This is a genomic window from Paraglaciecola sp. G1-13 (assembly GCF_055809255.1).
The window spans coordinates 972,377-994,178 of sequence record NZ_CM147903.1 but is presented as its reverse complement, the minus strand read 5'-3'; the positions used below and the strand labels follow the sequence as shown (position 1 = coordinate 994,178).

The following is a 21,802-nucleotide window of genomic DNA, read 5'->3' as shown; positions in this document are numbered from 1 at the left end:
GATCCTTAGGCTTTCTTTTTACTAAGGGCGACTACTTCAGCTTTTTCGTCAGACAGTACAGACTTTGCCTCAGTACCTTTGAACATCTTGCCAACCGCATCTTTATTTTTAGACAGCATGATCGCCAAATCCTCTAAAACATCCGCTTCGAACTTCATCCCCTTAGCTTCAATGTACTCGGCTAGGTTGTCTGCTACTTCTAGCATTTTGTCGTACTTATCGGCTTCTTTTTTATCTGCGGTCACAAACTTTTCAACCCCTTTATGCTCAACGACGTATCTGGTAATAATGGCCATATTTGTATCCTCAATTGCGTGTCTGTACAAAATATAGCACAACACCTGTTTTTATGTACAGTTCATTTTTACCGCCGTGCACATATAAAAAAACCAGCCTGTGGCTGGTTTTTGTTAAAGCAAAATCAAAATTAGCGATTAGTGCCCTTCACTAACCTGATTAACAGTGTAACGAGGGATCTCAACCACTAAATCTTCATCTTTAATAATAGCTTGGCAACCTAAACGCGAATCAGGCTCTAGCCCCCAGGCTTTGTCGAGTAAGTCGTCTTCTAACTCATCACTCTCGTCAAGCGATTCAAACCCTTCACGCACAATGACGTGGCAGGTGGTACAGGCGCATGACTTCTCACAAGCATGCTCAATGCCTATACCGTTTTTCAAAGCAACATCCAATACTGTTGTGCCAGAAGGCGCTTCGAGTACGGCACCATCTGGGCAAAGCTCAGCATGAGGTAAAAATATAACTTGTGGCATCTGTTGTTTCCTTAAATCGAAAAATTAATTCTGACGCTAAATAAAATTAAATGCTGTCGACCGTATGACCGGCCAGTGCCTTTTTGATCGAGTGATCCATACGTTTTTCTGCGAATATTTGACTCGCTGCATCGGCCGCGCTAATCGCTTGCTTTATCGCATCGATATCATCATTTTTGCCTGCGATATCTAATACCTCTAAGCTAGCTTGAATAGTGCCGATTTCCGCCGCGCTCAATAGCTCAGCTCCATCTGCATTCAGCGCAGCTTGTAGGGCTTCATGTACTCTTGCAGCTTCTACCTGTTGCTCTTTCAGCATGCGGGCCTGCATGTCGCCTGTGGCGTTCTGCATGGACGCTTTAAGCATGTCGCTGATTTGTGATTCGTCTAATCCATAAGAGGGTTTAACTTGGATCTCAGCTTGAACGCCACTGGATTTCTCCATCGCCATCACGTTAAGCAGACCATCTGCATCTACCTGAAAGGTGACACGAATGTGCGCAGCGCCAGCCGCCATCGGCGGTATACCGTGCAACGTGAATTTGGCTAGCGAACGGCAGTCGTCAACCAATTCGCGCTCGCCTTGCAACACGTGGATCATCATAGCCGTTTGGCCATCTTTGAATGTCGTAAATTCTTGCGCTTTCGCCACAGGAATAGTGGTATTACGGTGAATGACTTTCTCAACCAAACCGCCCATAGTTTCTAAGCCAAGAGACAATGGTAATACGTCCAGTAACAGCATTTCACCGTCAGGCTTGTTACCTACTAGAATATCAGCTTGAATAGAGGCGCCAATGGCCACCACTTTATCAGGATCAATAGAGGTTAAAGGGGTTCGGCCGAAGAACTCGCCCACTTGCTCACGCACATAAGGTACGCGAGTTGAACCGCCAACCATGACGACTTCTAGCACTTCGTCTTTTTCTAACTCGGCGTCTTTCAGCGCCCTGCGACACGCGCGTAATGTACTTTTCGTTAAGTCAGCAATCAAACCTTGAAAGGTTTCTCGACTAATAGATAAGCTGAGAAGCTTTTGCTCATCATCGGCAAAATCCACTGTAACAGTGTCATTGTCGCTCAAGGACTCTTTAGCAAACTTTGCTTTGTCCAATAGGACCCGATGCAAACGTTTTGACAACGCCCCCTCTAGGCCAAGCTGCTGGCGAAAATGCTTAACAATCATGTGATCAAAATCATCGCCGCCTAATGCTGAATCACCACCAGTGGCTAATACCTCGAATACCCCTTTGCTCAAGCGTAAAATAGAGATATCAAATGTGCCGCCACCCAAGTCATAAACGGCAATCACGCCCTCTTGAGCAGTGTCTAAGCCGTAAGCGATGGCGGCCGCTGTGGGTTCGTTTAATAGCCGCAACACTTTTAATCCCGCTAGTTGCGCGGCATCTTTAGTGCCTTGGCGCTGCGCATCATCGAAATACGCAGGAACCGTTACCACAGCACCGCTTAGCTCTTCACCCAAGCTCTGTTCCGCACGTAAACGCAGGATGGTGAGTATTTCAGATGACACCTCAACTGGATTCACTTGACGGCCGGTAACATTCAGCAACGGCGAGTTTGGGTTTGACTCATCGAAATCATAAGGCAAGTCTGGGTAACTGCGGCGAATATCATTGAGGCTACGACCCAAGAAACGTTTTACTGAAACAATGGTATTTGCAGGGTCAAGGCTAGCATCATGCTTAGCCTGCTCACCCACCACCACTTGATCAGCGGTGTAACTGACCACTGAAGGTAAAAGGTGTTGGTTATTGTTGTCACCCAACGTCTCTGCCTGACCACTGCGAACAGTCGCTACGAGAGAATTTGTTGTGCCTAAATCAATACCCACGGCAAGTTTACGTTGGTGAGGTGCCGCGCTCAGGCCAGGTTCTGCAATTTGGAGTAATGCCATTATAAAAACCGTTTAGTTGTTCAAAAGTCGCTTAACGCGTCTTCTTTGATTTCAATTTCGTGACGTAGCTTAAATAAAAACTTCAGCTTACGTACCAGATTTGCAGCGTTTTCATTCGCCGCATCATCGGATTGCTCGAGAAAAACCCCAAGCTCACTCAACAACCGCTTAATATCCGCCGCTACTTCGTCGTCTAGAGACTCAAGGGCAGTAAGTGGATCGTTAGCATGTTGAGCATCGTCTAATTGTTCACGCCATTCCATTTGCTGCATTAAAAATGCACCGTCTTGCATGGTTTTTTGCTCATGCTGTAGTTCTACCCCGCGTAGCTCCAACATATGCTCAGCACGACTCAGAGGTGTTTTTAAGACTTGATAGCCGTCATTAACTTGCGCATTTTTTTGCAAAGCAATGAGTTTGTCGCGCTCGCTGGCGGTAGCAAACCTATCTGGATGCGTGAGTTTTTGTAGTTGTTGGTACGTCGCTGCAAGCGCCGCTTTGTCTACATCGAATGAAGGCGTCAGGTTGAATAGCGCAAAATAATTCATATCAATTAGCGTCTTTTGAGTTTGGCCTATGAAGGTGTAGACAATGGAAGCGTCTACATCGTGATACGTCTTAATCGTCGTTAATAAAAAGCAGGCCTGTTAGCCTGCTTCTTTGATAGCCACGTATAGCAAACCTATACGTTAAAACTTTCGCCGCAGCCACATTCGCCGTTTGCGTTAGGGTTATTAAACTGGAACCCTTCGTTCAGGCCTTCTTTGGCAAAATCTAATTCGGTACCGTCTAAGTACACCAAGCTTTTACCATCGATAATGATTTTAACGCCATTATCTTCAAAAACATGGTCATCTTCGTTTAACTCGTCGACAAATTCCAACACATACGCTAAACCAGAACAACCCGTGGTTTTGACTCCTAAGCGCAAGCCTAGCCCTGAGCCTCTGTTTTGCAGAAAGCTAGATGCTCGTTGTGCCGCAGCCTCAGAAATTTTAATTCCCACTATGGTCTCCTCTTTCGTTTAACGTTTACTGGTGTTTCTTTTTGTAATCTTCAACGGCTGCTTTAATAGCGTCTTCTGCCAAAATAGAGCAGTGAATTTTTACTGGTGGTAAGGCAAGTTCTTCAGCAATATCCATGTTCGAAATCTTCACGGCATCGTCAATTGATTTACCTTTAACCCATTCAGTAACTAATGAGCTAGACGCAATCGCCGAGCCACAGCCATAAGTTTTGAATTTTGCATCTTCGATAATGCCATTAGCACCAATCTTCAATTGCAATTTCATTACGTCACCGCATGCTGGCGCGCCAACCATACCGGTTGCAATGCTAGGGTCATTCTTGTCAAAACCACCTACGTTACGTGGATTTTCGTAGTGATCGATTACTTTTTCGCTGTAAGCCATGATGGTTACCTCATTTGTGAAGACGATTTCGCCTTACTGTGAATTCTATAAATTATTCAAATACTAGTGGTGTGCCCACTCAACGGTATTCAAATCAATGCCTTCTTTGTACATATCCCACAAAGGAGACATATCACGTAATTTGTCGATTGCGTTACGTACTACGCTTATCACATGGTCGATTTCAGCTTCGGTGGTAAAACGGCCGATTGTGAAACGAATTGAGCTATGGGCCAATTCATCATTCAAACCAAGCGCGCGAAGTACATAAGACGGCTCTAAGCTGGCTGATGTACAAGCTGAACCAGATGATACGGCCATATCTTTAAGGGCCATGATCAAAGACTCACCTTCAACGAATGCAAAACTCACATTTAAGTTCGCTGCAACGCGTTGTTCAATGTCACCATTGATGTAAACCGCTTCAATATCTTTGATTCCATCCCATAAGCGATTACGTAGCATTAGAATACGTTCGTTCTCGGTGGCCATTTCTTCCTGTGCGATACGGAATGCTTCACCCATACCTACAATTTGATGAGTTGCCATGGTACCAGAGCGCATACCACGCTCATGGCCGCCACCGTGCATTTGCGCTTCAAGACGAACGCGAGGCTTACGACTAACGTAAAGTGCTCCAATCCCCTTAGGACCGTAAGATTTATGTGCTGAGAAAGACATCATGTCTACTTTCAGCGCTTGTAAATCGATTGCCACTTTGCCTGTGCTTTGCGCAGCGTCAACATGGAACAACACTTTACGCTCGCGGCACACTTCTCCGATAGCAGCGATGTTTTGGATCACGCCAATCTCGTTGTTTACGTGCATCACACTAGCAAGAATCGTGTCTGGGCGGATGGCCGCTGTGAATTTTTCGATATCAACCAAACCATTTGGCTCAGGATCTAAATACGTCACTTCAAACCCTTCACGCTCTAACTGACGGCACGTATCAAGTACGGCTTTATGCTCAGTTTTCACTGTGATGAGGTGCTTACCTTTTTTGCCGTAAAAATGTGCAGCGCCTTTGATTGCAAGGTTATTTGATTCTGTTGCGCCAGAAGTGAAAACAATTTCACGAGGATCTGCATTGATCAAATCAGCAATTTGATTACGAGCAACGTCGACTGCTTCTTCTGCTACCCAACCGAAACGGTGAGAACGCGATGCAGGGTTACCAAAGTTGCCTTCGTTGGTCAAACACTCTGCCATTTTGGCAGCAACACGAGGGTCAACCGGGGTGGTTGATGAATAATCTAAATAAATTGGTAACTTAATGTCGCTCATTGTCTACTCCGCTTATTTACTGCAGGCTCACTTCGATTTCGTTGCCGGCAATATAATTGAGGTGTTTCGTTTTATCTTGTCTGTCTGCTACTAATTTCACGTCGTGCTGCGCCATGAGTTCTCCAAGAGTAATGCCATCGAGAAAAAGGCTGATGCGCTCACTTAAATCTTGCCACAAGCTGTGGGTTAAACAGCGCTCACCACCTTGGCAATCTGACTGACCTTGACAACGCGTTGCATCAACTGACTCGTCTACGGCACGAATGACCTCACCGATAGGAATGTCGCTGGGTTGGCGGCCCAACTTGTAACCGCCGCCTGGCCCACGCACACTGTCTACCAATTTTTCTCGGCGTAAACGTGAAAAAAGTTGCTCTAAATAAGATAACGATATTTCTTGGCGCTCAGATATATCTGCTAACGACACGGGACCGCGCTGTGAATGTAAGGCTACATCCAGCATTGCTGTAACAGCGTAACGACCTTTAGAAGTTAATTTCATTCTGAACACCTAGCTAAAAACTTGCAGCTATTGTCCCAAACCCGACTATTTTAGTCAAGTATTTATCCTACTGTTTTAGTCAAGTATTAGAGTGCTGGTTTTTACTGAGTCATCCATCAACAACGCTAAATTTGTGGATCGAATGACGCCTTTGCCGATTCTTTTTCCGCCGTCGTTAAATGATCGCCGAAGCTATCAATTTCAAGGGTGGGCAGTGATTTACCGCAAACAGTCCCTCCCATGTTATTGATCTCTTTACACATTTCTTCCACTTTGGTATCAATAAGGTGAACATGATCAAGCATTAATCCAATAGCATTTGCGACAGGATCAGGGTTTTCATCTGAAATAGCATAGGCATCGAAGCCATACTTACGGGCAATTTTAGCCCGGTGGCCGTTCTGTTCTTTGTTCGCGCTTGGCATCACGATGCGACCAGGTATACCCACAACAGTGGCGTTCTCAGGGGCATCCTTTACCACAACAGAATTGGAGCCCACCTTCACGCCTTTGTGCATAGTGATAGGCCCAAGAATCTTGGCCCCTGCCCCAATCACGACATTATCTTCTAAAGTGGGGTGACGCTTACCAGCGCTCCAAGAAGTACCGCCAAGGGTGACGCCATGGTATAGGGTAACGTTATCGCCAATCTCTGCGGTTTCACCTATCACCACACCCATCCCGTGATCTATGAAGAAGCGTCTGCCAAGCTTAGCGCCAGGATGTATTTCCACTCCTGTCGCCCAACGGGAGAACGTTGATAAGCTGCGAGCTAACCAGCGCCAATTGGCCTTCCATAATCGATGACTTAAACGATGAAACCAAATGGCATGCAGCCCTGGGTAATTCGTCAAAACCTCGAACGTATTGCGCGCTGCTGGGTCGCGGTGAAATACACTCTGGATATCTTCTTTAATACGTTCGAACATTGTTATGTATTGTCTTTGCTGGACTTTTCGATAGATGCCAATATGCCGCGCAATATGTTCAGCTCCTGAGTTTCAGGACGAGCACGATTAAACAAGCGACGTAATTTGGTCATGACCATACCTGGATGTTGCGGAATGATGAAATTCGTTTTGTGAAGGGTTTGTTCCAAATGGCTATAAAAGCCTTCAAGATCATCCGCCAGCGGGTATTCTTCCTGCACACTCGTCTCTCGTCGCGTTTCATTAAGATGCGCCATGCGAATTTCGTAACATAGTGTTTGTACAGCAGCAGCCAAGTTCAACGAGCTATATTCAGGATTGGCGGGAATACATACATGAAAATGACATTGCTGTAGCTCCTCGTTACTCAAGCCGTTGTTCTCACGGCCAAATACTAAGGCAACGGGATATTTAGGTACTTCGGATACTAACTTTTCGCCGCATTCGCGAGGTTCAAGCATAGGCCAAGATAACGTTCGCGAACGGGCACTTGTGCCGACCACTAAACCACAATCCGCTACTGCTTCTGCCACGGTGGAGACAATTTTCGCGTTGGCCAGAACATCCCCAGCCCCAGCAGCTAACGCGCTAGATTTACCGTCTGGCGGTGATACTGGGTCAACCAAAACCAATTGGCTCAAGCCCATGGTTTTCATAGCGCGCGCTGTTGAACCAATATTGCCGGTGTGGGATGTATTGACCAATACGATTTTAATATTTTCTAGCATAGCAAAGGATTATCTGTGATTTATGGAGATTTTAGGGCGCGGATAATAGCACATTTTGCGTGCAAAAGTAGTGTTGGCACGGTGCGCAGAGTGAGCCACATGCTACAAAATATGTGAAGATGTTATAAGGGTGATTTTCCGGCCCGCTTAACTGCACGTAAGGATATTAGGTTACTTTCCAAAAGCCAAAAATCAACGTTTGCTGGCGGTTAAGTTGTACTTCATCTTGCTTGACCTCGTTAGCGCCTGCTTGAGGGCTGCTAACAAGCATGTAGGTATCATCTGAATTTAGTAGCAATTGGGTATCTGCGTCACACGCTTTAGTGCCAATGCTAACGCCAACAAGCACTTCATCACACTTTCCTTAGAGGCAACATCGTATTTATGCTTGATAAAGCTCCAAGGGTAAACCATCTGGGTCGGCGAAAAAGGTGAATTTTTTGAGGGTATATTCATCAATCCTGATTTCCTCTACCTCAACGCCCTTCGCCGTCAAGAAAGCCACTGTGGTTTCAACATCATCCACCACAAACGCTAGGTGCCGTAAACCTTGTGCTTCTGGGCGACTCGGGCGCTCTGGAGCCCCAGGGAATGAAAAAAGCTCAATCTGCCCGCCATCGGGCAGCGCTAAATCTAATTTATAAGAATCACGATGCGCTCGGTAGTTTTCAGCAATAATGTTCAGCCCTAGTGTTTCGGTATAAAAATGCTTTGAGCGTGCATAGTCAGAACAAATGACAGCGACGTGATGAATGCGTTTTAACATTGAGTATTCTCTATTGGCTATTATCAGGTACGAGTTATCAAGTGCCCTCACCCAGTACACTTGAAGATATCAAAGAGCGCTTACGCTAACATAGTTTGCTATAAATCCAGATTATGATTGCGAATATTCTGTAGTTTGGTAAACTGCGCGGCGATTTTTTGTTCACTTGCTAGCAAAAGCAATGCGAGTGACAAATTCTTTATCTTAACGTTCTTTTAAAAATTGGTGGTTTTACTATGCATCCTATGCTGAATATAGCAGTGCGCGCGGCGCGTTCTGCGGGCAACGTCATTGCCCGTGGTTTTGAAAATCAATCTGAATTAATGATTGAAGCCAAGGGCAGTAACGACTTCGTTACTCGCGTCGATAAAGAAGCCGAGCAAGCAATTATTCGCAAAATTCAACAATCTTACCCTGACCATTGTTTCGTGGGTGAAGAAGGCGGCGTAGTAGAAGGTAGCAACACTGATTACAAATGGATCATTGACCCGCTAGATGGCACCACTAATTTTATCAAGGGTATTCCCCACTTCGCAGTATCCATCGCTTTAATGCATAAAGGTCGTTTAGACCAGGCGGTTGTGTTCGATCCTATTCGTGGCGAACTATTTACCGCAAGCAAAGGCGCTGGCGCTCAACTTAACGGTTTCCGTATTCGTGCTAGTAAAGCAAAAGAGTTGAACCAAACGATCCTTGCCACCGCACTTCCATACAAAAACAAAGATGCATTACCGACATATCTTGAAAGCTTCCGTAACATCTTTTTCCAAGCGGGTGATGTGCGCCGTAGTGGTTCAGCTGCTCTGGATTTAGCCTACGTAGCCGCTGGTCGTTACGACGGTTACTGGGAAAGTGGCTTGAAGCCATGGGATATTGCAGCGGGTGAACTTCTCGTTCGTGAAGCTGGCGGCCTGGTAACAGATTTCAAAGGTAATAACGACCCTATGCATAACGGTGACATCGTTGCTGGAAGCGCTAAAGTCGTGCAAACCCTAGTCAAGAATTTGAAAGCTTAAGGTTGTAATAGGTTAAAAGTGTAATGGCTTAAGAACGTATGACCTTTTTAAAGCGAGCCCTATGGCTCGCTTTTTTTTTGGCTAAAAAATACGACCAATCTTCGCATTCAAAAGCTGAGTACTAAGTACCGGGTATTGAATACTGAATACTGAGTACTGGGTAGACAGTGTTAGCATAAACACACCACTAAAAAAGCCGCTTGATGGTTAATCAAACGGCTCTCGATGCGCAACTCTGTTTACCCTTATGGGTAATCTAATTTGCTACAGCATTGACTCTTGGTCAGCGCCTTCTTTTTCTATCTCAGTTGGCATCAAGTCTTCACGGCTTACACCTAACCATAGCGCCACTAAGCTGGCAACGTAGATAGACGAATACGTACCGATTATCACACCAAACAGTAACGCAGTCGCAAAACCATGAATAGTTGCCCCGCCCAAGAAGAACAATGACATCAATACCAATATCGTCGTTAACGAGGTAATAATGGTACGGTTCAAAGTCTGGGTCAGTGAAATATTAATGATCTCTTCGGTTTCTGAATTGCGGATTTTACGGAAGTTTTCACGGATCCTATCTGATACCACAATCGTATCATTCAAGGAATAACCGATTACTGCCAATACAGCGGCCAGTACCGTTAAGTCGAATTCCAGTTGTAGAATTGAGAACAAACCTAATGTGATGATTACGTCGTGGGCAAGTGCCACAACTGAGCCCAAAGCAAAACGCCATTCGAATCGCATTGCTACGTATACCAGAATACAAAGTAAAGAAACCAACATGGCTAACCCGCCCTGCTCGGCAAGTTCATCACCAATATTTGGCCCAACAAAAGCGATACCGCGTTTTTCAACGCTTGGATCGGCAGCTTGCAACGCAGCAACTACTCTGTCGCCAATTTCAACGTTCTTCACGCCTTCCATTGGAGCAATGCGTATTAGTATGTCTTGGCTGCTACCGTAGTTTTGCACTGTAGGCTCAACAAAGCCGGCTTGAGTTAACTCAGCGCGAACCGCGTCTAAGTTAGCCACACCTTCATATCGCATTTCAATCTGCGTACCGCCGGTGAAGTCCAAACCCCAATTAAGCTGGTTAACACCAAGGGATACCAGAGAGCCGATAACCAGTAACGCGGATAGTATCGCTGCGGGAACGCGCAACGACATAAAGCCGACGGTTTCTTTCATGTTTAGCAATTGCATGTCAGCGCTCCTATATTGATAATTTTTTCAAAGGCTTACCACCACACCATGCATTTACAACAGCACGGGTAACAAAAATAGCGGTAAACATGGAAGTGGCAATACCAATCATTAACGTGATCGAGAAGCCTTTAATTGGGCCTGTGCCCACAGCAAACAGAATCAGACCCGCAATGAAGGTTGTAATGTTGGCATCAAGAATGGTCGAGAATGCACTGTCATAACCGTGATGAATTGCCTGTTGGGGGCTGCGCCCTTCCCGTAGTTCTTCTCGGATACGCTCGAATATCAGAACGTTTGCATCAACCGCCATACCGACCGTTAACACGATCCCGGCCATACCAGGTAGCGATAATGTCGCGCCCGGTATCATCGACATAATGCCAACGATCATCACTAGGTTTAGAGTCAGAGCAAGGTTCGCGACCAAACCAAATGCTTTGTAGTAAATCAGCATAAAGATTAGTACTGCGACAAAGCCCCAAATGATGGCTTGTGTACCCAGTGCGATGTTCTCTTTACCCAAGCTTGGCCCAACGGTGCGCTCTTCTACGATTTGAATAGGTGCTATCAGTGCACCAGCTCTGAGTAGTAGCGACAGGTTATGCGCTTCTTGTGGCGAGTCTAACCCGGTAATACGGAAACTACTGCCCAAGCGCGCTTGAATGGTAGCGATACTGATCACTTCGCGCTTCGCTTCAAAAATCAGCTTGTCGTTAGCATCTCGCTCACCCGTTGATTTATATTCAATAAAGACGGTCGCCATCGGCTTACCAATACTGTCTTTGGTAAACTGTGACATCTTACTGCCGCCTTTAGAATCAAGTGAAATATTCACCTGAGGAATACCGTACTCATCTGCGCTAGAGTTAGCATCAATGATGTGGTTACCGGTCAGAATGATTTTCTTTTTCAGCAGTTGCGGCTGACCTTGCTGATCGAGTACCAGTTCAGAGCCTGCAGGTACACGCCCAGCAACAGCATCACGTACATCATGGTCTAAATCTACAGAGCGGAATTCCAAGGTCGCCGTTGCATTTAGAATTTCTTTAGCACGGGCAGTATCTTGTATGCCAGGTAATTGCACAGCGATGCGGTCAACGCCTTGCTTTTGTACACTTGGCTCAGCTACACCCAGTTGGTTTACCCGGTTACGGATAATGGTGATGTTCTGCTTAACCGCGTAATCGCGGGTTTCAGCAAGCTTCTGCTCTGACATACTGACCACGATTTTTAGGTCATTTTTCTCAGTGAAAACCAAGTCACGATTACGGTTACGTAAAAAGAACTCTGCCTTATCTAGGGTATCTTGGTCACGGAAGAATATTTCCACTCCACCTTCAACTTGGCGCACTGTGCGATAGCGAATACCTTCTTCACGAAGTGCACTTCTAAAATCGGATACCATATCTTCAAAAGACTTATTGACTGCTGAGTTCATGTCCACTTCCATTAGGAAGTGCACACCACCGCGCAAATCGAGCCCAAGCTTCATCGGTGCACCGCCAATGGCTTCAAGCCATGCTGGCGTGTCTGGGGCTAGGTTCATGGCCACGTAGTAGTCATCACCTAATGCTCGTTGCAGGGTTTCTCGCGCGATAAGTTGACTATCAGAATTGGTCAAGCGAACTAAAATTTGTTCATTATCTAAAGCGATATTTTTTGTTTCTATATTCTCGCTAGATAACGTTTCTGTGACTTTGCTTAGCAGTGACTCATCGACACTGGCATTTCGGCCGGCTGAGATTTGAACGGCATAGTCTTCACCGTACAAATTGGGAGTGGCGTATAGAGCACACATACCGACGATAAAAATCAGTACAAGATACTTCCATAACGGAGTTTGGTTTAACACGTAAAAATCCTTCCATTTTGAATGTCGTAAACATAAATAAAGCGGGCAATCGCCCGCTTTATTTAAGGTAACTCATTTTAAATCGCTTTCATTGTGCCTTTTGGCAACACAGCTGAGATAGCAGATTTTTGTACAACGATGTTGGTTGTATCGTTTAGTGCAATTTCAAGAAAGTCCTTTTCTTCTGATACTTTCACGATACGACCAACCATGCCACCTTGGGTCAAAACTTCATCGCCTTTGCTCAACGAGCTAACCAAGTTTTTATGCTCTTTTACACGTTTTGCTTGTGGGCGGTATAACATAAAGTAAAAGATTAAACCGAATACGCCGAGCATGATCAGCATTTCAAAACCGCCGCCTGTTGCACCGCCTGGTGCTGCCTGTGCATGTGCATCAGAGATAAATAAGCTCATAAATTCCCCATAGTTTGTTAAGTTTTGTTGTTATAGCGCCGGTACCGGCATATCTTTTTGTGCGTAGAAATCCGCAACGAATTCATCTAACTTCTGTTCGGCAATCGCATCACGCAACCCTTGCATAACACGCTGATAATATCGCAAGTTATGAATAGTATTTAAACGCGCGCCTAATATTTCGTTACATTTGTCCAAGTGATGTAGATATGACCGAGAATAATTTTTACAAGTGTAACAGTCACATTTATCGTCTAGTGGACTTGTGTCGATTTTATGGGCTGCGTTGCGAATTTTGACAATGCCACTGGTGACAAAAAGGTGACCATTTCGAGCATTACGAGTAGGCATAACGCAATCAAACATGTCGACTCCGCGGCGCACACCTTCTACCAGATCTTCCGGTTTACCCACGCCCATTAAATAACGCGGCTTGTGCGCTGGGATTTTGTCTGTGGTGTGATCCAAAATGCGGATCATGTCTTCTTTTGGCTCACCTACTGACAAGCCACCAATGGCATAGCCATCAAAGCCAATGTCTTCTAAACCTTTAAGGGATACGTCGCGTAATCCTTCGTACATACCACCTTGTATGATACCGAATAGCGCTGATGGGTTGTCGCCATGTTCCGCTTTACTGCGCTTGGCCCAGCGTAATGACAATTCCATTGACTGGCGTGCTTCGCTCTCAGTCGCTGGGTGCGGCGTACATTCGTCGAAAATCATCACGATGTCAGAGCCCAAATCACGTTGCACTTGCATCGATTTTTCAGGGGTCAGTAAGATTTTTTCACCGTTGATTGGCGAGCGGAAAGTTACCCCTTCTTCGGTGATTTTACGCAAATCCCCTAGGCTAAATACCTGAAAACCACCTGAATCCGTGAGGATAGGTTTTTGCCAATGCATAAAATCATGTAAATCGCCGTGCTGTTTAATGATTTCAGTACCAGGGCGTAGCATTAAATGAAAGGTATTCCCTAAGCATATATGCGCGCCCGTTTCATCAAGCTCTTCAGGCGTCATGCCTTTAACCGTGCCGTATGTGCCAACTGGCATAAACGCAGGCGTTTCAACTATGCCTCGGTCAAATTTAAGACGGCCGCGGCGCGCCTTTCCGTCTGTGTTATCTAATTCAAATTGCATAAATACTTCCTGCTGACAGGGCGTGCCCACCAGCGTGTTCTCGTCTTAGGTGATATTCAATGCCTAACAAGCGAGTTGCTGACAAAAAGTGGCCGGATTATATACGAATTGCGTCTACGAATAAAAACTAATAACGCACTATTTATTCGCCTAACGTAGGTATTGATAACAATCCGGATATCAGTCTTGGTTTTTCTCAATGAACATGGCATCGCCATAGCTGAAAAAGCGGTATTGCTGGGCAATAGCTTCTTGGTACGCATTCATCACATTTTCTTTTCCAGCAAAGGCGCTGACTAACATAATGAGCGTCGATTCTGATAGATGAAAGTTGGTTAACATGGCATCAATCACCTGAAATTTATAGCCAGGATAAATAAAAATGTCTGTGTCACTGAAAAACGGCGCCAGCGCAGTGCCATTTTCTAATGCTGCTTTCGCTGCTGACTCTAACGATCTTACCGACGTAGTGCCCACAGCAATCACGCGTTTACCCGCCGCTTTGGTTTTAGCAATAGCATCAACAACGTTTTGCGGTACCTCTGCATACTCAGAGTGCATCTGGTGCTCTAGAATGTTATCAACCCGCACTGGCTGAAAGGTTCCAGCCCCAACATGCAAGGTCACAAATTCTGTGTTTACGCCTTTATCTCGTAATTGCTTCAAAATGACGTCGTCAAAGTGCAAACCTGCGGTAGGCGCGGCGACGGCTCCTGGTTTCTCATTGTATACCGTTTGATAACGCTCTTTGTCAGACTCTTCATCAGGACGATCGATATAGGGCGGCAGCGGCATATGCCCATATTGTTCGAGTATCTCAAGAATAGGCTCAGGGTTAAGCAGCTTTAATGTAAATAGTGCATCTTGACGCCCTACCATTTCCATTTCCACTTTGCCCTCAAGTAATAGTTGCGTGCCCTCTTTAGGAGATTTACTGGCACGTACATGGGCTAAAACATGGTGTTCGTCAATAATGCGCTCAATCAACACTTCTACTTTACCACCAGAGGCTTTTTGCCCGAGTAACCGTGCAGGTATGACGCGAGTATTATTAAAGATCAGTAAATCACCTGGATTAATCAAGTTCACCACGTCAGTGAATTGCAAATGCGACAAGCCTGTTGTGGCTAAGTGCATTAATCGACTCGCGGTCCGCTCTTGAGTGGGGTAACGCGCAATGAGGGCTTCAGGTAAATCAAACTGGAATTCAGAAACTTTCATATATTATCCTGGGAAATGTAGCCCGTTATTTTACGTATAATAATTAATACCTGCAATCACCTTGGTATACGCTAACCAACTTGTGACTTTGCATATTGCGGCTAAAATAACATCAACAGTTTATTTATTATTGACGTTTCTCCTGACTGTTATTTTGCCCAGCGACTTTTGCGTTGGGCTTTTTTTTGTCTGTATTTTTTGGTCGTGTTCTGCAAGCTCGGAAAATTTTTACATCGCTACCGCGAGAGATCTTGCCCCATGTCGCTAAACATATCCACGATATCATCCCGTTCGATACGGCGCATATTAAGCACATACATGATTTGTAACAACAAATCGGCGCCTAATATTCCTTTATTCACTTTGTTGCGCAGGTTGTCTGCGCTTTGGTTCACCCCAATTGATACTAGGCGTTCACTGAGATCCTGATACTTAACACCGCGCTTAGACATTTCCGCTTTTAATAGGCGCTGAACCACTTGACGCCAATCTGCGGAGGCACTATTTGTCTGTTTTGCTGTCAGACCATCCGAATGATTTTGCATAACTATTCCAACGATACAAATGTGACGTATAATTTACATTAGTGACAAATAAATATCAAATGTTGAAAATAACATTTGACTAATTGTTTTTCACCTGACTACACTAAGCCCGAGTTTTGCCAACAAGCTCAACGAAATGTTGAGACATATTCGAACAACGGTCATTAGCCATACAGGAGAGTAGCCATGACATGGGATCTTAATCAACTTGAGGCCCTTTTTAGTGACAACCAAGATCTCGTTGTTACCCGCGAAGAAAATTGTTTATTAATTGCCAACAGCGATGGTGTTGATGCTTGGTTAGCAATAAGCGGAGAACAAATTCTCGTTGAGTCTTTACTCTTTTCTGTCAAAGAGGTGAAAGACAAAATCGCATTGAACGAAGAGATTTTAAAAACCCATATGATTTTCCCGCTGACCACTGTGGGTATTTCGAATGTGGCTGGCGATGAGTATTACACAGCGTTTGGCTCTTTAAGTTCTCAATCGAAAGCACAGAGCATTACGATCGAAGTGCAAACCTTATTTCAAAATGTAGAAGCATTTTTAGATGCTTATGCAGAACATTTACTTTAATCGAGGAGTGACATTATGTCAGTTTGGAGAAAATTAGTAACTGCCGTTAAAGGTGGTGCCACAGAAGCAGCACAAACAGTGGTAGACAGCCAAGCAATCCGTATCCTTGAACAAGAGATCCGTGAAGCAAAAGACGAGCTGCGTAAGTCAGATCATGCACGCACGCAAATTTTGGCTAAGTGCAAATTGTCTGAGCAGAAAGTCGCCAGCTTGCAATCTTCTATTGAGCAATACGAAGCCCATGCTCGCAAAGCGATAGATTCAGATCGCCAACTAGCCCTTGACTGCGCTCAAAAAGTCAGTGACTTGAAAGCTGAACAAGAAGGTGAACAGAAATACTTAGATCAGTTTAAGCAATCTGAGAAGCAGTTGGCGGGCAATATCAGTCAAGCAAAAGCTAATCTACGACGTTTAGAGCAGCAGGTCGACATGGTAAAGGCCACTGAGTCTGTGCAAAAAGCACAGGTCGCTGTGTCGTCACGTCACTTGGGTGCGAACAGCAAAATGAAAACCGCCACCGAGTCGTTGCAGCGTATTCAAGACAAGCAGACATTGCGCGATGCAGAGCTACAAACAGCGCAAGAACTTGCGACTGAAGAATCAAGCGACGACCTAGAGAAACGTTTGGCTCAAGCCGGTATCAAAGGCGGACAAACCTCTGCTGATGATGAGTTAAGCCGCATTTTAGGCAAATAGCTTGCGTATTATTTGAATGGCCAGCCCGCAGTTACAGGCTGGCCATTTTTTTATCTGTGGGTTTATTGTATCTATTACGTTTACACAGTTAGTGCTGACTGCGGAATGACTTACGTTGGCTAATGTCCTGGGATATGAAAGAATATCTCGAAATAACAATAACCTGAATTTAACGCCATGTTTATAAAGATACGTAAAATGCTGTCTCAGTATTTTTCTGAGATGCGTTGGTACACCTTACTGATTGCGTTAAGTTTTTACACTGTTTCGAGCTGGTGCTTAATGGCGCTCGCAAATGAAGATGCACTAACAAACAGCACTGATTTCATTTATTGGTTGGTGGTTACAGGCTCAACAGTGGGCTACGGGGATTTGTCGCCGACAACCACAGCAGGAAAATACATAGTCTCTTTATATGTAATACCTGTTGGCTTGAGTTTTTTTGCATTAGTGATTGGTCGGGTTGCGTCTTGGGTATCATTTCAGTGGGTAAAAGGAGTAAAAGGTTTGCAAAGTTTATCAGTATCTAATCATATTCTGGTCCTCGGGTGGAACGAGCAACGTACGCTTAGATTACTCGATTTACTGCTACGCGAGCGAGAAGCCGTGGACGAACGCCCGACGATTGTATTGTGTGTTCGCGCCGATATTACTAACCCGATGCCAGATAAAATCGAATTTGTGAAGGTTAATAGTTTTAGTAACGACAAAGACATGGACCGAGCTTGTATTGCCGACGCCAAAGTCGTTTTAATGGATAACCCAGAAGATGATTTAACCATGACCACTGCACTTTATTGCAGCCAACGTAATCCTAATGCGCAAATGGTCGCTTACTTCACTGATGAAACGTTAGCCAACCTCCTCCAGCGCCACTGCCCGAATGTTGAGTGCACGCCGAGCGTCGCGATAGAGATGCTGGCAAAATCAGCATTCGATCCAGGTTCAAGCGTATTACACCACGACTTACTCAGTGTGGCCGAAGGCCAAGCGCAGTATTCAGATACCCTTCCCCTTGAAATGTCTCCTGTGCAGGTTGGTTTGGCATTCAATCAGTTGAAATCTCGTTACAATGCAACGCTTATCGGCACGGCTAAGCGCGATGATAGATTGAACATACAAGTCAATCCTGATCTGGATGAGCAATTATCGCCGGGTGACAAGGTGTTTTATATCGCGAAAGCTAGGATCAAAAAAATCGAATGGCAACGTTTTTCTGAGGAATACCATGTTCAGTAAATTATTTGGTAAAAAAGACACGTCGAAAACCCCAAAAGCCCCTGAGGTTATGGGCCTTTACTTGGGTGGTTCATTTCAAATTGATCCACTAAAACTCAAACTGATAGAGCCGAGCCTTATCATTGAGTCTGCTGCCAGCTCACATATTATTCAGGCGGTTGGTGAAGTCGATTTAGATTCAGGTGGCAAAATTCTGCGCTTTTACACCGATGACGATGCATTTTTACAAGTTGTTTTGGACGGCGGTTTGACAGAAAATCACATTACTGATGTCAAGTTATGGTATTTCTATGAAACCAAAACCGTCGGCACCGACACTCAATGGCAGCAATTGCTTAAAAATGACATCTCCCAAGCCCAATATTCACTAGAAGGCAATAGCTATCAGCGCGTATGGGACGCTGTCGGTGATGTGTCACCCGCTGTCGCTATGACCGAAAAAACCTATGAAGAAGACGGTGACGTGAGTGAAACCGACCAATTCGTGATGCTGTACGAGCGCGAATTAGACGATAGCAACATAGAGGCCTTGCTGGTCAGCGGTGAAGAGAAACTAGTTGGTCAGAACTTCGATCGCTGCTTGGTTATCAGCAGTGGTTTTAATATTGAACAAGCCGACATCACGATAAACGGCTAACATCCCATTTAACGAAAGGAAAAACGATGGAAACAATACTTAACTCAATTGCCGGCCTAGGTCATTTTGCCGCTTATTTTGCGGTATCAATTGTATTGCTATTTATCTTCAAAATTGTCTATGCGTTCGTGACCCCCCATGATGAATGGAAATTAGTTAAACAAGAGAGAAATCTGGCCGCAGCGATTGGCTTTGGTGGCGCGATCATCGGTTTTGCCCTGGCGTTATCAAGTGCGGTTGCAAACTCAGCGTCATTGGTCGACTTTATCGTGTGGGGTGTTGTGGCAATTATTGCGCAAGTCGTCGCATTCTTACTTTTGCGGTTCACTTTTATGCCAAAAATTGCCGAGCGCATTATTAATAACGAAATTTCTGCAGGTACCATTCTTGGCGCTGTTTCTGTTGCGGTTGGTTTGCTCAATGCCGCTTGCATGACCTACTAGGAGGACATATGACTCAGCGTAAACGCTCATCAAATATCAACCTAAAGAGCATGCGTAAAGGTTTTTCGGTTAAGCCTTTAGCCTTGGGTATTGCAGCAGTCATGCTTAGTGGTTGTGGTGAAGAAACGGAAAAAGCCACGGTTTATACCTCAGTAGACGACTGTACAAATCAAAACCCTGGGCAAGAAGAGCTATGTAAAACGGCTTATCAAGATGCGCTAGATGAAGCTCAGCGCACAGGCCCTAAATATGCGTCACGGCAAATATGTGAAGAGGAATTTGGGGCCAATCAGTGTAATTATACCCGCACCGAAAGTGGCTCGTTCTTTATGCCTTTTATGGCCGGTTACATGTTGAGCAACCTATTGTCACCGCGAGGCTATAATACTCAGCCCATGTTTACCTCATACTCCCCTTACTCTTCGTATCGCCAACGTTGGATGGGTGCAGATGGCAGTGACTATGGTGATTATCGCCGCCGTAATATGAACGTCAGCAAAGATGCGTTTAAGTCAAAACCGAGTGTGACCAAAACCATGAGCCGAGGCGGGTTTGGCAGTAGCGTGCGCGCAAAATCAAATTGGGGTGGCTCGAGCAGAAAGTCCAGTGGTTGGGGCGGCTAACCTTTCGTATGTTTCGCATTCCTATTCAGCAACGGGCAAATTGGCAGCGTAAAGCCGCTGATTTTGGTTTTAAGTTTCATACTATGCATGGCGAACCCTATTGGGATGAGTCAGCGTACTATCAATTTACCCTAAACCAAATTGAAAATGATATAGAGCAGCCAACTGCCGATATTCATCAGATGTGTCTGGCGGTGGTCGAGCGCGTCGTTAATGACGAGGCTTTGCTTGAACGTTTTCAGATCCCACAGGGGTTTTGGCAGCCCATTGCCGATTCATGGAAAAACCGAGACCCAAGTTTATATTCACGTTTGGATTTTAGCTATGATGGCAGCGGCCCTGCTAAGCTTTACGAAAATAACGCAGACACGCCAACATCACTGTATGAAAGTGGATTTTGGCAATGGTTATGGCTTGAAGAACAAGTCAATAAAGGGCTAGTGCATAAAAAAGCCGACCAGTTTAACTCACTACAAGAGAAGCTTGTTGCCCGATTAGGCTACATCGCTAACCACTATCAATTAGACTTAATGCATTTCGCTTGCTGCAAAGATACTGACGAAGACAGAGGTACGGTGCAGTATCTACAAGATTGTGCGCGCGAAGCAGGGATCGCTGACTACTTCGTTTATATGGAAGACATTGGTTTGAGTGACAGCGGCGCGTTTACCGATCACGACGATCAAATCATTGAAACCTTGTTTAAGCTCTACCCTTGGGAATTTATGCAGCGAGAAGCGTTCGCTCAACATATTCAGCCTTCTGGAAGCCATTGGATTGAGCCCCTATGGAAATCAATATTGTCGAATAAAGCGTTGATGCCCATGTTATGGAAAATGTTTCCCGGTCATCCCAACTTACTGGCATCTTATTTTGAAGATGAACTGCAACTTGCTAACGAGACTAAATTGGTTAAGAAGCCAATATTTTCCCGTGAAGGCGCGAACATCAGTGTAATTGAAAACGGCAAGACGGTGCTCGAAGCACAAGGCCCCTATGGTGAAGAAGGGTTTATTTATCAAGCCTATTCGCCATTACCAAAGTTCGGAGAAAACCACACCTTGATTGGCTCGTGGTTGGTGGATGATCAGCCTGCGGGCATTTCGGTACGGGAAGACACCTCACTTATCACCCAAGATATGTCACGTTATTTACCGCATATTATTTTGTGACAATTTGACATCTCATTCTCCAGCCTTTTACGTCAAAATACCGATATGACTTACCTAACACAGTTTTATGAATAGCAAAACACTCACTTCGCGCAATCCTTCTCGCTTAAGCCAGCAGTTAAAAACGGTAGGCATTATCTTCATTGTGATCACCGCCATAGAGATCATTAATCTTCTCACTGGGCGCATGTTAAATCACTTTGGCAATATTCCACGTTACATTCCAGGGCTTGTTGGCGTCTTAACCGGTCCTTTTTTACACGCCAATGTTAGCCATTACCTGTCGAATATTATTCCGTTGTGTGTGTTGAGCTTTCTAATGCTGCAGTACGGTAATAAGCGTTTTTTTGGTGTCACGTTCTTTTGTATTGTCCTAACAGGGTTGTTGGTGTGGTTATTTGGCCGCTCAGCCAGTCATATCGGTGCGAGCAGCGTGATATACAGTTATTTTGGCTTTCTTTTATTAGCAGGGTTTTTAAGCCGAAAGTTTAAGCTCATTATTATTTCCTTGTTAGTGGCCTTTTTTTATGGCGGCTTAATATTCGGCGTATTGCCTGCAAGAACCTTTGTATCTTGGGAAGGCCATTTGTTCGGCTTTATCTCTGGCTTGATTGCTGCGAGATTGTGGGCCAAAAATGTGCGCTAATAATCCTAATTCTCGCAATCAGGCTTTATCATCAAATTAACCTAAGGTAGTGCTAG

27 protein-coding genes are annotated in these 21,802 nt (G+C 45.0%); 9 read left to right on the top strand and 18 right to left on the bottom strand.

Translation table 11 applies throughout. The annotated features are described in order from the left end of the window. Positions 1–5: 5 nt before the first annotated feature. From AC0L6N_RS04140 to gloA2, 12 genes are all read right to left on the bottom strand, one after another. Positions 6–296 (bottom strand): YebG family protein, encoded by a 291-nt coding sequence (locus AC0L6N_RS04140; RefSeq protein WP_011574097.1) that lies wholly within the window; start codon positions 294–296, stop codon positions 6–8. A 138-nt stretch (positions 297–434) separates the two neighbouring features. Then, a complete protein-coding gene (gene fdx, locus AC0L6N_RS04135; RefSeq protein ID WP_006992099.1) occupies positions 435–773 on the bottom strand; it encodes an ISC system 2Fe-2S type ferredoxin in 339 nt (112 codons plus the stop codon). A 46-nt stretch (positions 774–819) separates the two neighbouring features. After that, positions 820–2,688 (bottom strand): Fe-S protein assembly chaperone HscA, encoded by a 1,869-nt coding sequence (hscA, locus tag AC0L6N_RS04130; protein ID WP_473479110.1) that lies wholly within the window; start codon positions 2,686–2,688, stop codon positions 820–822. 20 nt (positions 2,689–2,708) lie between these two features. After that, positions 2,709–3,236: a co-chaperone HscB gene (hscB, locus tag AC0L6N_RS04125; RefSeq protein ID WP_473479108.1), complete on the bottom strand. Its 528-nt coding sequence runs from the start codon at positions 3,234–3,236 to the stop codon at positions 2,709–2,711. A gap of 134 nt (positions 3,237–3,370) precedes the next feature. Next, entirely contained in the window at positions 3,371–3,694 is a 324-nt protein-coding gene (gene iscA / locus AC0L6N_RS04120) for an iron-sulfur cluster assembly protein IscA (RefSeq protein ID WP_006992096.1), read from the bottom strand. Between the two features lie 25 nt (positions 3,695–3,719). Beyond that, the gene (gene iscU / locus AC0L6N_RS04115) at positions 3,720–4,100 is read right to left on the bottom strand and encodes a Fe-S cluster assembly scaffold IscU (RefSeq protein WP_011574094.1); all 381 of its coding nucleotides are present in this window, start codon (positions 4,098–4,100) and stop codon (positions 3,720–3,722) included. A 63-nt stretch (positions 4,101–4,163) separates the two neighbouring features. Continuing rightward, on the bottom strand, positions 4,164–5,387 hold the full coding sequence (locus AC0L6N_RS04110; RefSeq protein ID WP_473479105.1) for an IscS subfamily cysteine desulfurase: 1,224 nt from the start codon (positions 5,385–5,387) through the stop codon (positions 4,164–4,166). 16 nt (positions 5,388–5,403) lie between these two features. Continuing rightward, the gene (gene iscR, locus AC0L6N_RS04105; RefSeq protein WP_006992093.1) at positions 5,404–5,889 is read right to left on the bottom strand and encodes a Fe-S cluster assembly transcriptional regulator IscR; all 486 of its coding nucleotides are present in this window, start codon (positions 5,887–5,889) and stop codon (positions 5,404–5,406) included. A 125-nt stretch (positions 5,890–6,014) separates the two neighbouring features. Then, complete coding sequence (gene cysE, locus AC0L6N_RS04100) at positions 6,015–6,818, bottom strand: serine O-acetyltransferase (protein WP_011574092.1); 804 nt, start codon at positions 6,816–6,818, stop codon at positions 6,015–6,017. 2 nt (positions 6,819–6,820) lie between these two features. Next, positions 6,821–7,546, bottom strand: coding sequence for a tRNA (cytosine(32)/uridine(32)-2'-O)-methyltransferase TrmJ (gene trmJ, locus AC0L6N_RS04095; RefSeq protein WP_473479104.1), 726 nt, complete (start codon positions 7,544–7,546; stop codon positions 6,821–6,823). 166 nt (positions 7,547–7,712) lie between these two features. Beyond that, on the bottom strand, positions 7,713–7,895 hold the full coding sequence (locus AC0L6N_RS04090) for a hypothetical protein (RefSeq protein WP_473479102.1): 183 nt from the start codon (positions 7,893–7,895) through the stop codon (positions 7,713–7,715). A gap of 33 nt (positions 7,896–7,928) precedes the next feature. Continuing rightward, positions 7,929–8,312, bottom strand: coding sequence for an SMU1112c/YaeR family gloxylase I-like metalloprotein (gloA2, locus tag AC0L6N_RS04085; RefSeq protein WP_473479100.1), 384 nt, complete (start codon positions 8,310–8,312; stop codon positions 7,929–7,931). A 236-nt stretch (positions 8,313–8,548) separates the two neighbouring features. Between gloA2 and suhB the strand changes: the two genes are divergently transcribed. Next, a complete protein-coding gene (gene suhB, locus AC0L6N_RS04080) occupies positions 8,549–9,328 on the top strand; it encodes an inositol-1-monophosphatase (protein ID WP_011574088.1) in 780 nt (259 codons plus the stop codon). 264 nt (positions 9,329–9,592) lie between these two features. Here the strand turns inward: suhB and secF are convergent, their stop codons facing one another. The 6 genes from secF to AC0L6N_RS04050 all read right to left on the bottom strand — a co-directional run bounded on the left by secF (position 9,593) and on the right by AC0L6N_RS04050 (position 15,714). Continuing rightward, complete coding sequence (secF, locus tag AC0L6N_RS04075; RefSeq protein ID WP_011574087.1) at positions 9,593–10,534, bottom strand: protein translocase subunit SecF; 942 nt, start codon at positions 10,532–10,534, stop codon at positions 9,593–9,595. A 10-nt stretch (positions 10,535–10,544) separates the two neighbouring features. Beyond that, a complete protein-coding gene (gene secD / locus AC0L6N_RS04070; RefSeq protein WP_011574086.1) occupies positions 10,545–12,389 on the bottom strand; it encodes a protein translocase subunit SecD in 1,845 nt (614 codons plus the stop codon). A gap of 77 nt (positions 12,390–12,466) precedes the next feature. Continuing rightward, positions 12,467–12,805 (bottom strand): preprotein translocase subunit YajC, encoded by a 339-nt coding sequence (yajC, locus tag AC0L6N_RS04065; protein ID WP_006992085.1) that lies wholly within the window; start codon positions 12,803–12,805, stop codon positions 12,467–12,469. A 30-nt stretch (positions 12,806–12,835) separates the two neighbouring features. Beyond that, positions 12,836–13,948, bottom strand: a complete 1,113-nt coding sequence (gene tgt / locus AC0L6N_RS04060) for a tRNA guanosine(34) transglycosylase Tgt (protein ID WP_473479096.1) — start codon at positions 13,946–13,948, stop codon at positions 12,836–12,838. A gap of 180 nt (positions 13,949–14,128) precedes the next feature. Further along, a complete protein-coding gene (queA, locus tag AC0L6N_RS04055; protein ID WP_473479094.1) occupies positions 14,129–15,169 on the bottom strand; it encodes a tRNA preQ1(34) S-adenosylmethionine ribosyltransferase-isomerase QueA in 1,041 nt (346 codons plus the stop codon). Positions 15,170–15,405: 236 nt separating this feature from the next. After that, the gene (locus AC0L6N_RS04050; protein WP_011574083.1) at positions 15,406–15,714 is read right to left on the bottom strand and encodes a DUF6471 domain-containing protein; all 309 of its coding nucleotides are present in this window, start codon (positions 15,712–15,714) and stop codon (positions 15,406–15,408) included. 186 nt (positions 15,715–15,900) lie between these two features. Between AC0L6N_RS04050 and AC0L6N_RS04045 the strand changes: the two genes are divergently transcribed. From AC0L6N_RS04045 to AC0L6N_RS04010, 8 genes are all read left to right on the top strand, one after another. Beyond that, entirely contained in the window at positions 15,901–16,290 is a 390-nt protein-coding gene (locus tag AC0L6N_RS04045) for a YjfI family protein (RefSeq protein WP_011574082.1), read from the top strand. A gap of 15 nt (positions 16,291–16,305) precedes the next feature. Then, entirely contained in the window at positions 16,306–16,986 is a 681-nt protein-coding gene (locus tag AC0L6N_RS04040; RefSeq protein WP_473479091.1) for a PspA/IM30 family protein, read from the top strand. A gap of 177 nt (positions 16,987–17,163) precedes the next feature. Further along, positions 17,164–18,225, top strand: a complete 1,062-nt coding sequence (locus AC0L6N_RS04035) for a potassium channel family protein (RefSeq protein WP_473479089.1) — start codon at positions 17,164–17,166, stop codon at positions 18,223–18,225. After that, positions 18,215–18,862: a YjfK family protein gene (locus AC0L6N_RS04030; RefSeq protein WP_473479086.1), complete on the top strand. Its 648-nt coding sequence runs from the start codon at positions 18,215–18,217 to the stop codon at positions 18,860–18,862. The genes AC0L6N_RS04035 and AC0L6N_RS04030 overlap by 11 nt, the downstream gene beginning before the upstream one ends. Positions 18,863–18,888: 26 nt before the next feature. Then, the gene (locus AC0L6N_RS04025; RefSeq protein ID WP_473479084.1) at positions 18,889–19,305 is read left to right on the top strand and encodes a DUF350 domain-containing protein; all 417 of its coding nucleotides are present in this window, start codon (positions 18,889–18,891) and stop codon (positions 19,303–19,305) included. 8 nt (positions 19,306–19,313) lie between these two features. Continuing rightward, positions 19,314–19,928 (top strand): DUF1190 family protein, encoded by a 615-nt coding sequence (locus AC0L6N_RS04020; RefSeq protein WP_006992076.1) that lies wholly within the window; start codon positions 19,314–19,316, stop codon positions 19,926–19,928. Between the two features lie 8 nt (positions 19,929–19,936). Beyond that, on the top strand, positions 19,937–21,100 hold the full coding sequence (locus tag AC0L6N_RS04015) for a glutathionylspermidine synthase family protein (RefSeq protein ID WP_473479082.1): 1,164 nt from the start codon (positions 19,937–19,939) through the stop codon (positions 21,098–21,100). 67 nt (positions 21,101–21,167) lie between these two features. Beyond that, positions 21,168–21,746, top strand: a complete 579-nt coding sequence (locus tag AC0L6N_RS04010; RefSeq protein WP_473479080.1) for a rhomboid family intramembrane serine protease — start codon at positions 21,168–21,170, stop codon at positions 21,744–21,746. The last annotated feature ends 56 nt before the right edge of the window (positions 21,747–21,802 follow it).

Coding starts and splice junctions, on each gene's coding strand:
- fdx (WP_006992099.1), bottom strand. CDS start 773: ATGCCACAAGTTATATTTTTACCTCATGCTGAGCTTTGCCCAGATGGT.
- trmJ (WP_473479104.1), bottom strand. CDS start 7,546: ATGCTAGAAAATATTAAAATCGTATTGGTCAATACATCCCACACCGGC.
- AC0L6N_RS04010 (WP_473479080.1), top strand. CDS start 21,168: ATGAATAGCAAAACACTCACTTCGCGCAATCCTTCTCGCTTAAGCCAG.
- yajC (WP_006992085.1), bottom strand. CDS start 12,805: ATGAGCTTATTTATCTCTGATGCACATGCACAGGCAGCACCAGGCGGT.
- AC0L6N_RS04140 (WP_011574097.1), bottom strand. CDS start 296: ATGGCCATTATTACCAGATACGTCGTTGAGCATAAAGGGGTTGAAAAG.
- tgt (WP_473479096.1), bottom strand. CDS start 13,948: ATGCAATTTGAATTAGATAACACAGACGGAAAGGCGCGCCGCGGCCGT.
- gloA2 (WP_473479100.1), bottom strand. CDS start 8,312: ATGTTAAAACGCATTCATCACGTCGCTGTCATTTGTTCTGACTATGCA.
- cysE (WP_011574092.1), bottom strand. CDS start 6,818: ATGTTCGAACGTATTAAAGAAGATATCCAGAGTGTATTTCACCGCGAC.
- secF (WP_011574087.1), bottom strand. CDS start 10,534: ATGCAATTGCTAAACATGAAAGAAACCGTCGGCTTTATGTCGTTGCGC.
- queA (WP_473479094.1), bottom strand. CDS start 15,169: ATGAAAGTTTCTGAATTCCAGTTTGATTTACCTGAAGCCCTCATTGCG.
- AC0L6N_RS04025 (WP_473479084.1), top strand. CDS start 18,889: ATGGAAACAATACTTAACTCAATTGCCGGCCTAGGTCATTTTGCCGCT.
- AC0L6N_RS04020 (WP_006992076.1), top strand. CDS start 19,314: ATGACTCAGCGTAAACGCTCATCAAATATCAACCTAAAGAGCATGCGT.
- AC0L6N_RS04040 (WP_473479091.1), top strand. CDS start 16,306: ATGTCAGTTTGGAGAAAATTAGTAACTGCCGTTAAAGGTGGTGCCACA.
- AC0L6N_RS04045 (WP_011574082.1), top strand. CDS start 15,901: ATGACATGGGATCTTAATCAACTTGAGGCCCTTTTTAGTGACAACCAA.
- iscU (WP_011574094.1), bottom strand. CDS start 4,100: ATGGCTTACAGCGAAAAAGTAATCGATCACTACGAAAATCCACGTAAC.
- AC0L6N_RS04050 (WP_011574083.1), bottom strand. CDS start 15,714: ATGCAAAATCATTCGGATGGTCTGACAGCAAAACAGACAAATAGTGCC.
- iscR (WP_006992093.1), bottom strand. CDS start 5,889: ATGAAATTAACTTCTAAAGGTCGTTACGCTGTTACAGCAATGCTGGAT.
- hscA (WP_473479110.1), bottom strand. CDS start 2,688: ATGGCATTACTCCAAATTGCAGAACCTGGCCTGAGCGCGGCACCTCAC.
- AC0L6N_RS04110 (WP_473479105.1), bottom strand. CDS start 5,387: ATGAGCGACATTAAGTTACCAATTTATTTAGATTATTCATCAACCACC.
- hscB (WP_473479108.1), bottom strand. CDS start 3,236: ATGAATTATTTTGCGCTATTCAACCTGACGCCTTCATTCGATGTAGAC.
- AC0L6N_RS04015 (WP_473479082.1), top strand. CDS start 19,937: ATGTTTCGCATTCCTATTCAGCAACGGGCAAATTGGCAGCGTAAAGCC.
- AC0L6N_RS04030 (WP_473479086.1), top strand. CDS start 18,215: ATGTTCAGTAAATTATTTGGTAAAAAAGACACGTCGAAAACCCCAAAA.
- AC0L6N_RS04035 (WP_473479089.1), top strand. CDS start 17,164: ATGTTTATAAAGATACGTAAAATGCTGTCTCAGTATTTTTCTGAGATG.
- suhB (WP_011574088.1), top strand. CDS start 8,549: ATGCATCCTATGCTGAATATAGCAGTGCGCGCGGCGCGTTCTGCGGGC.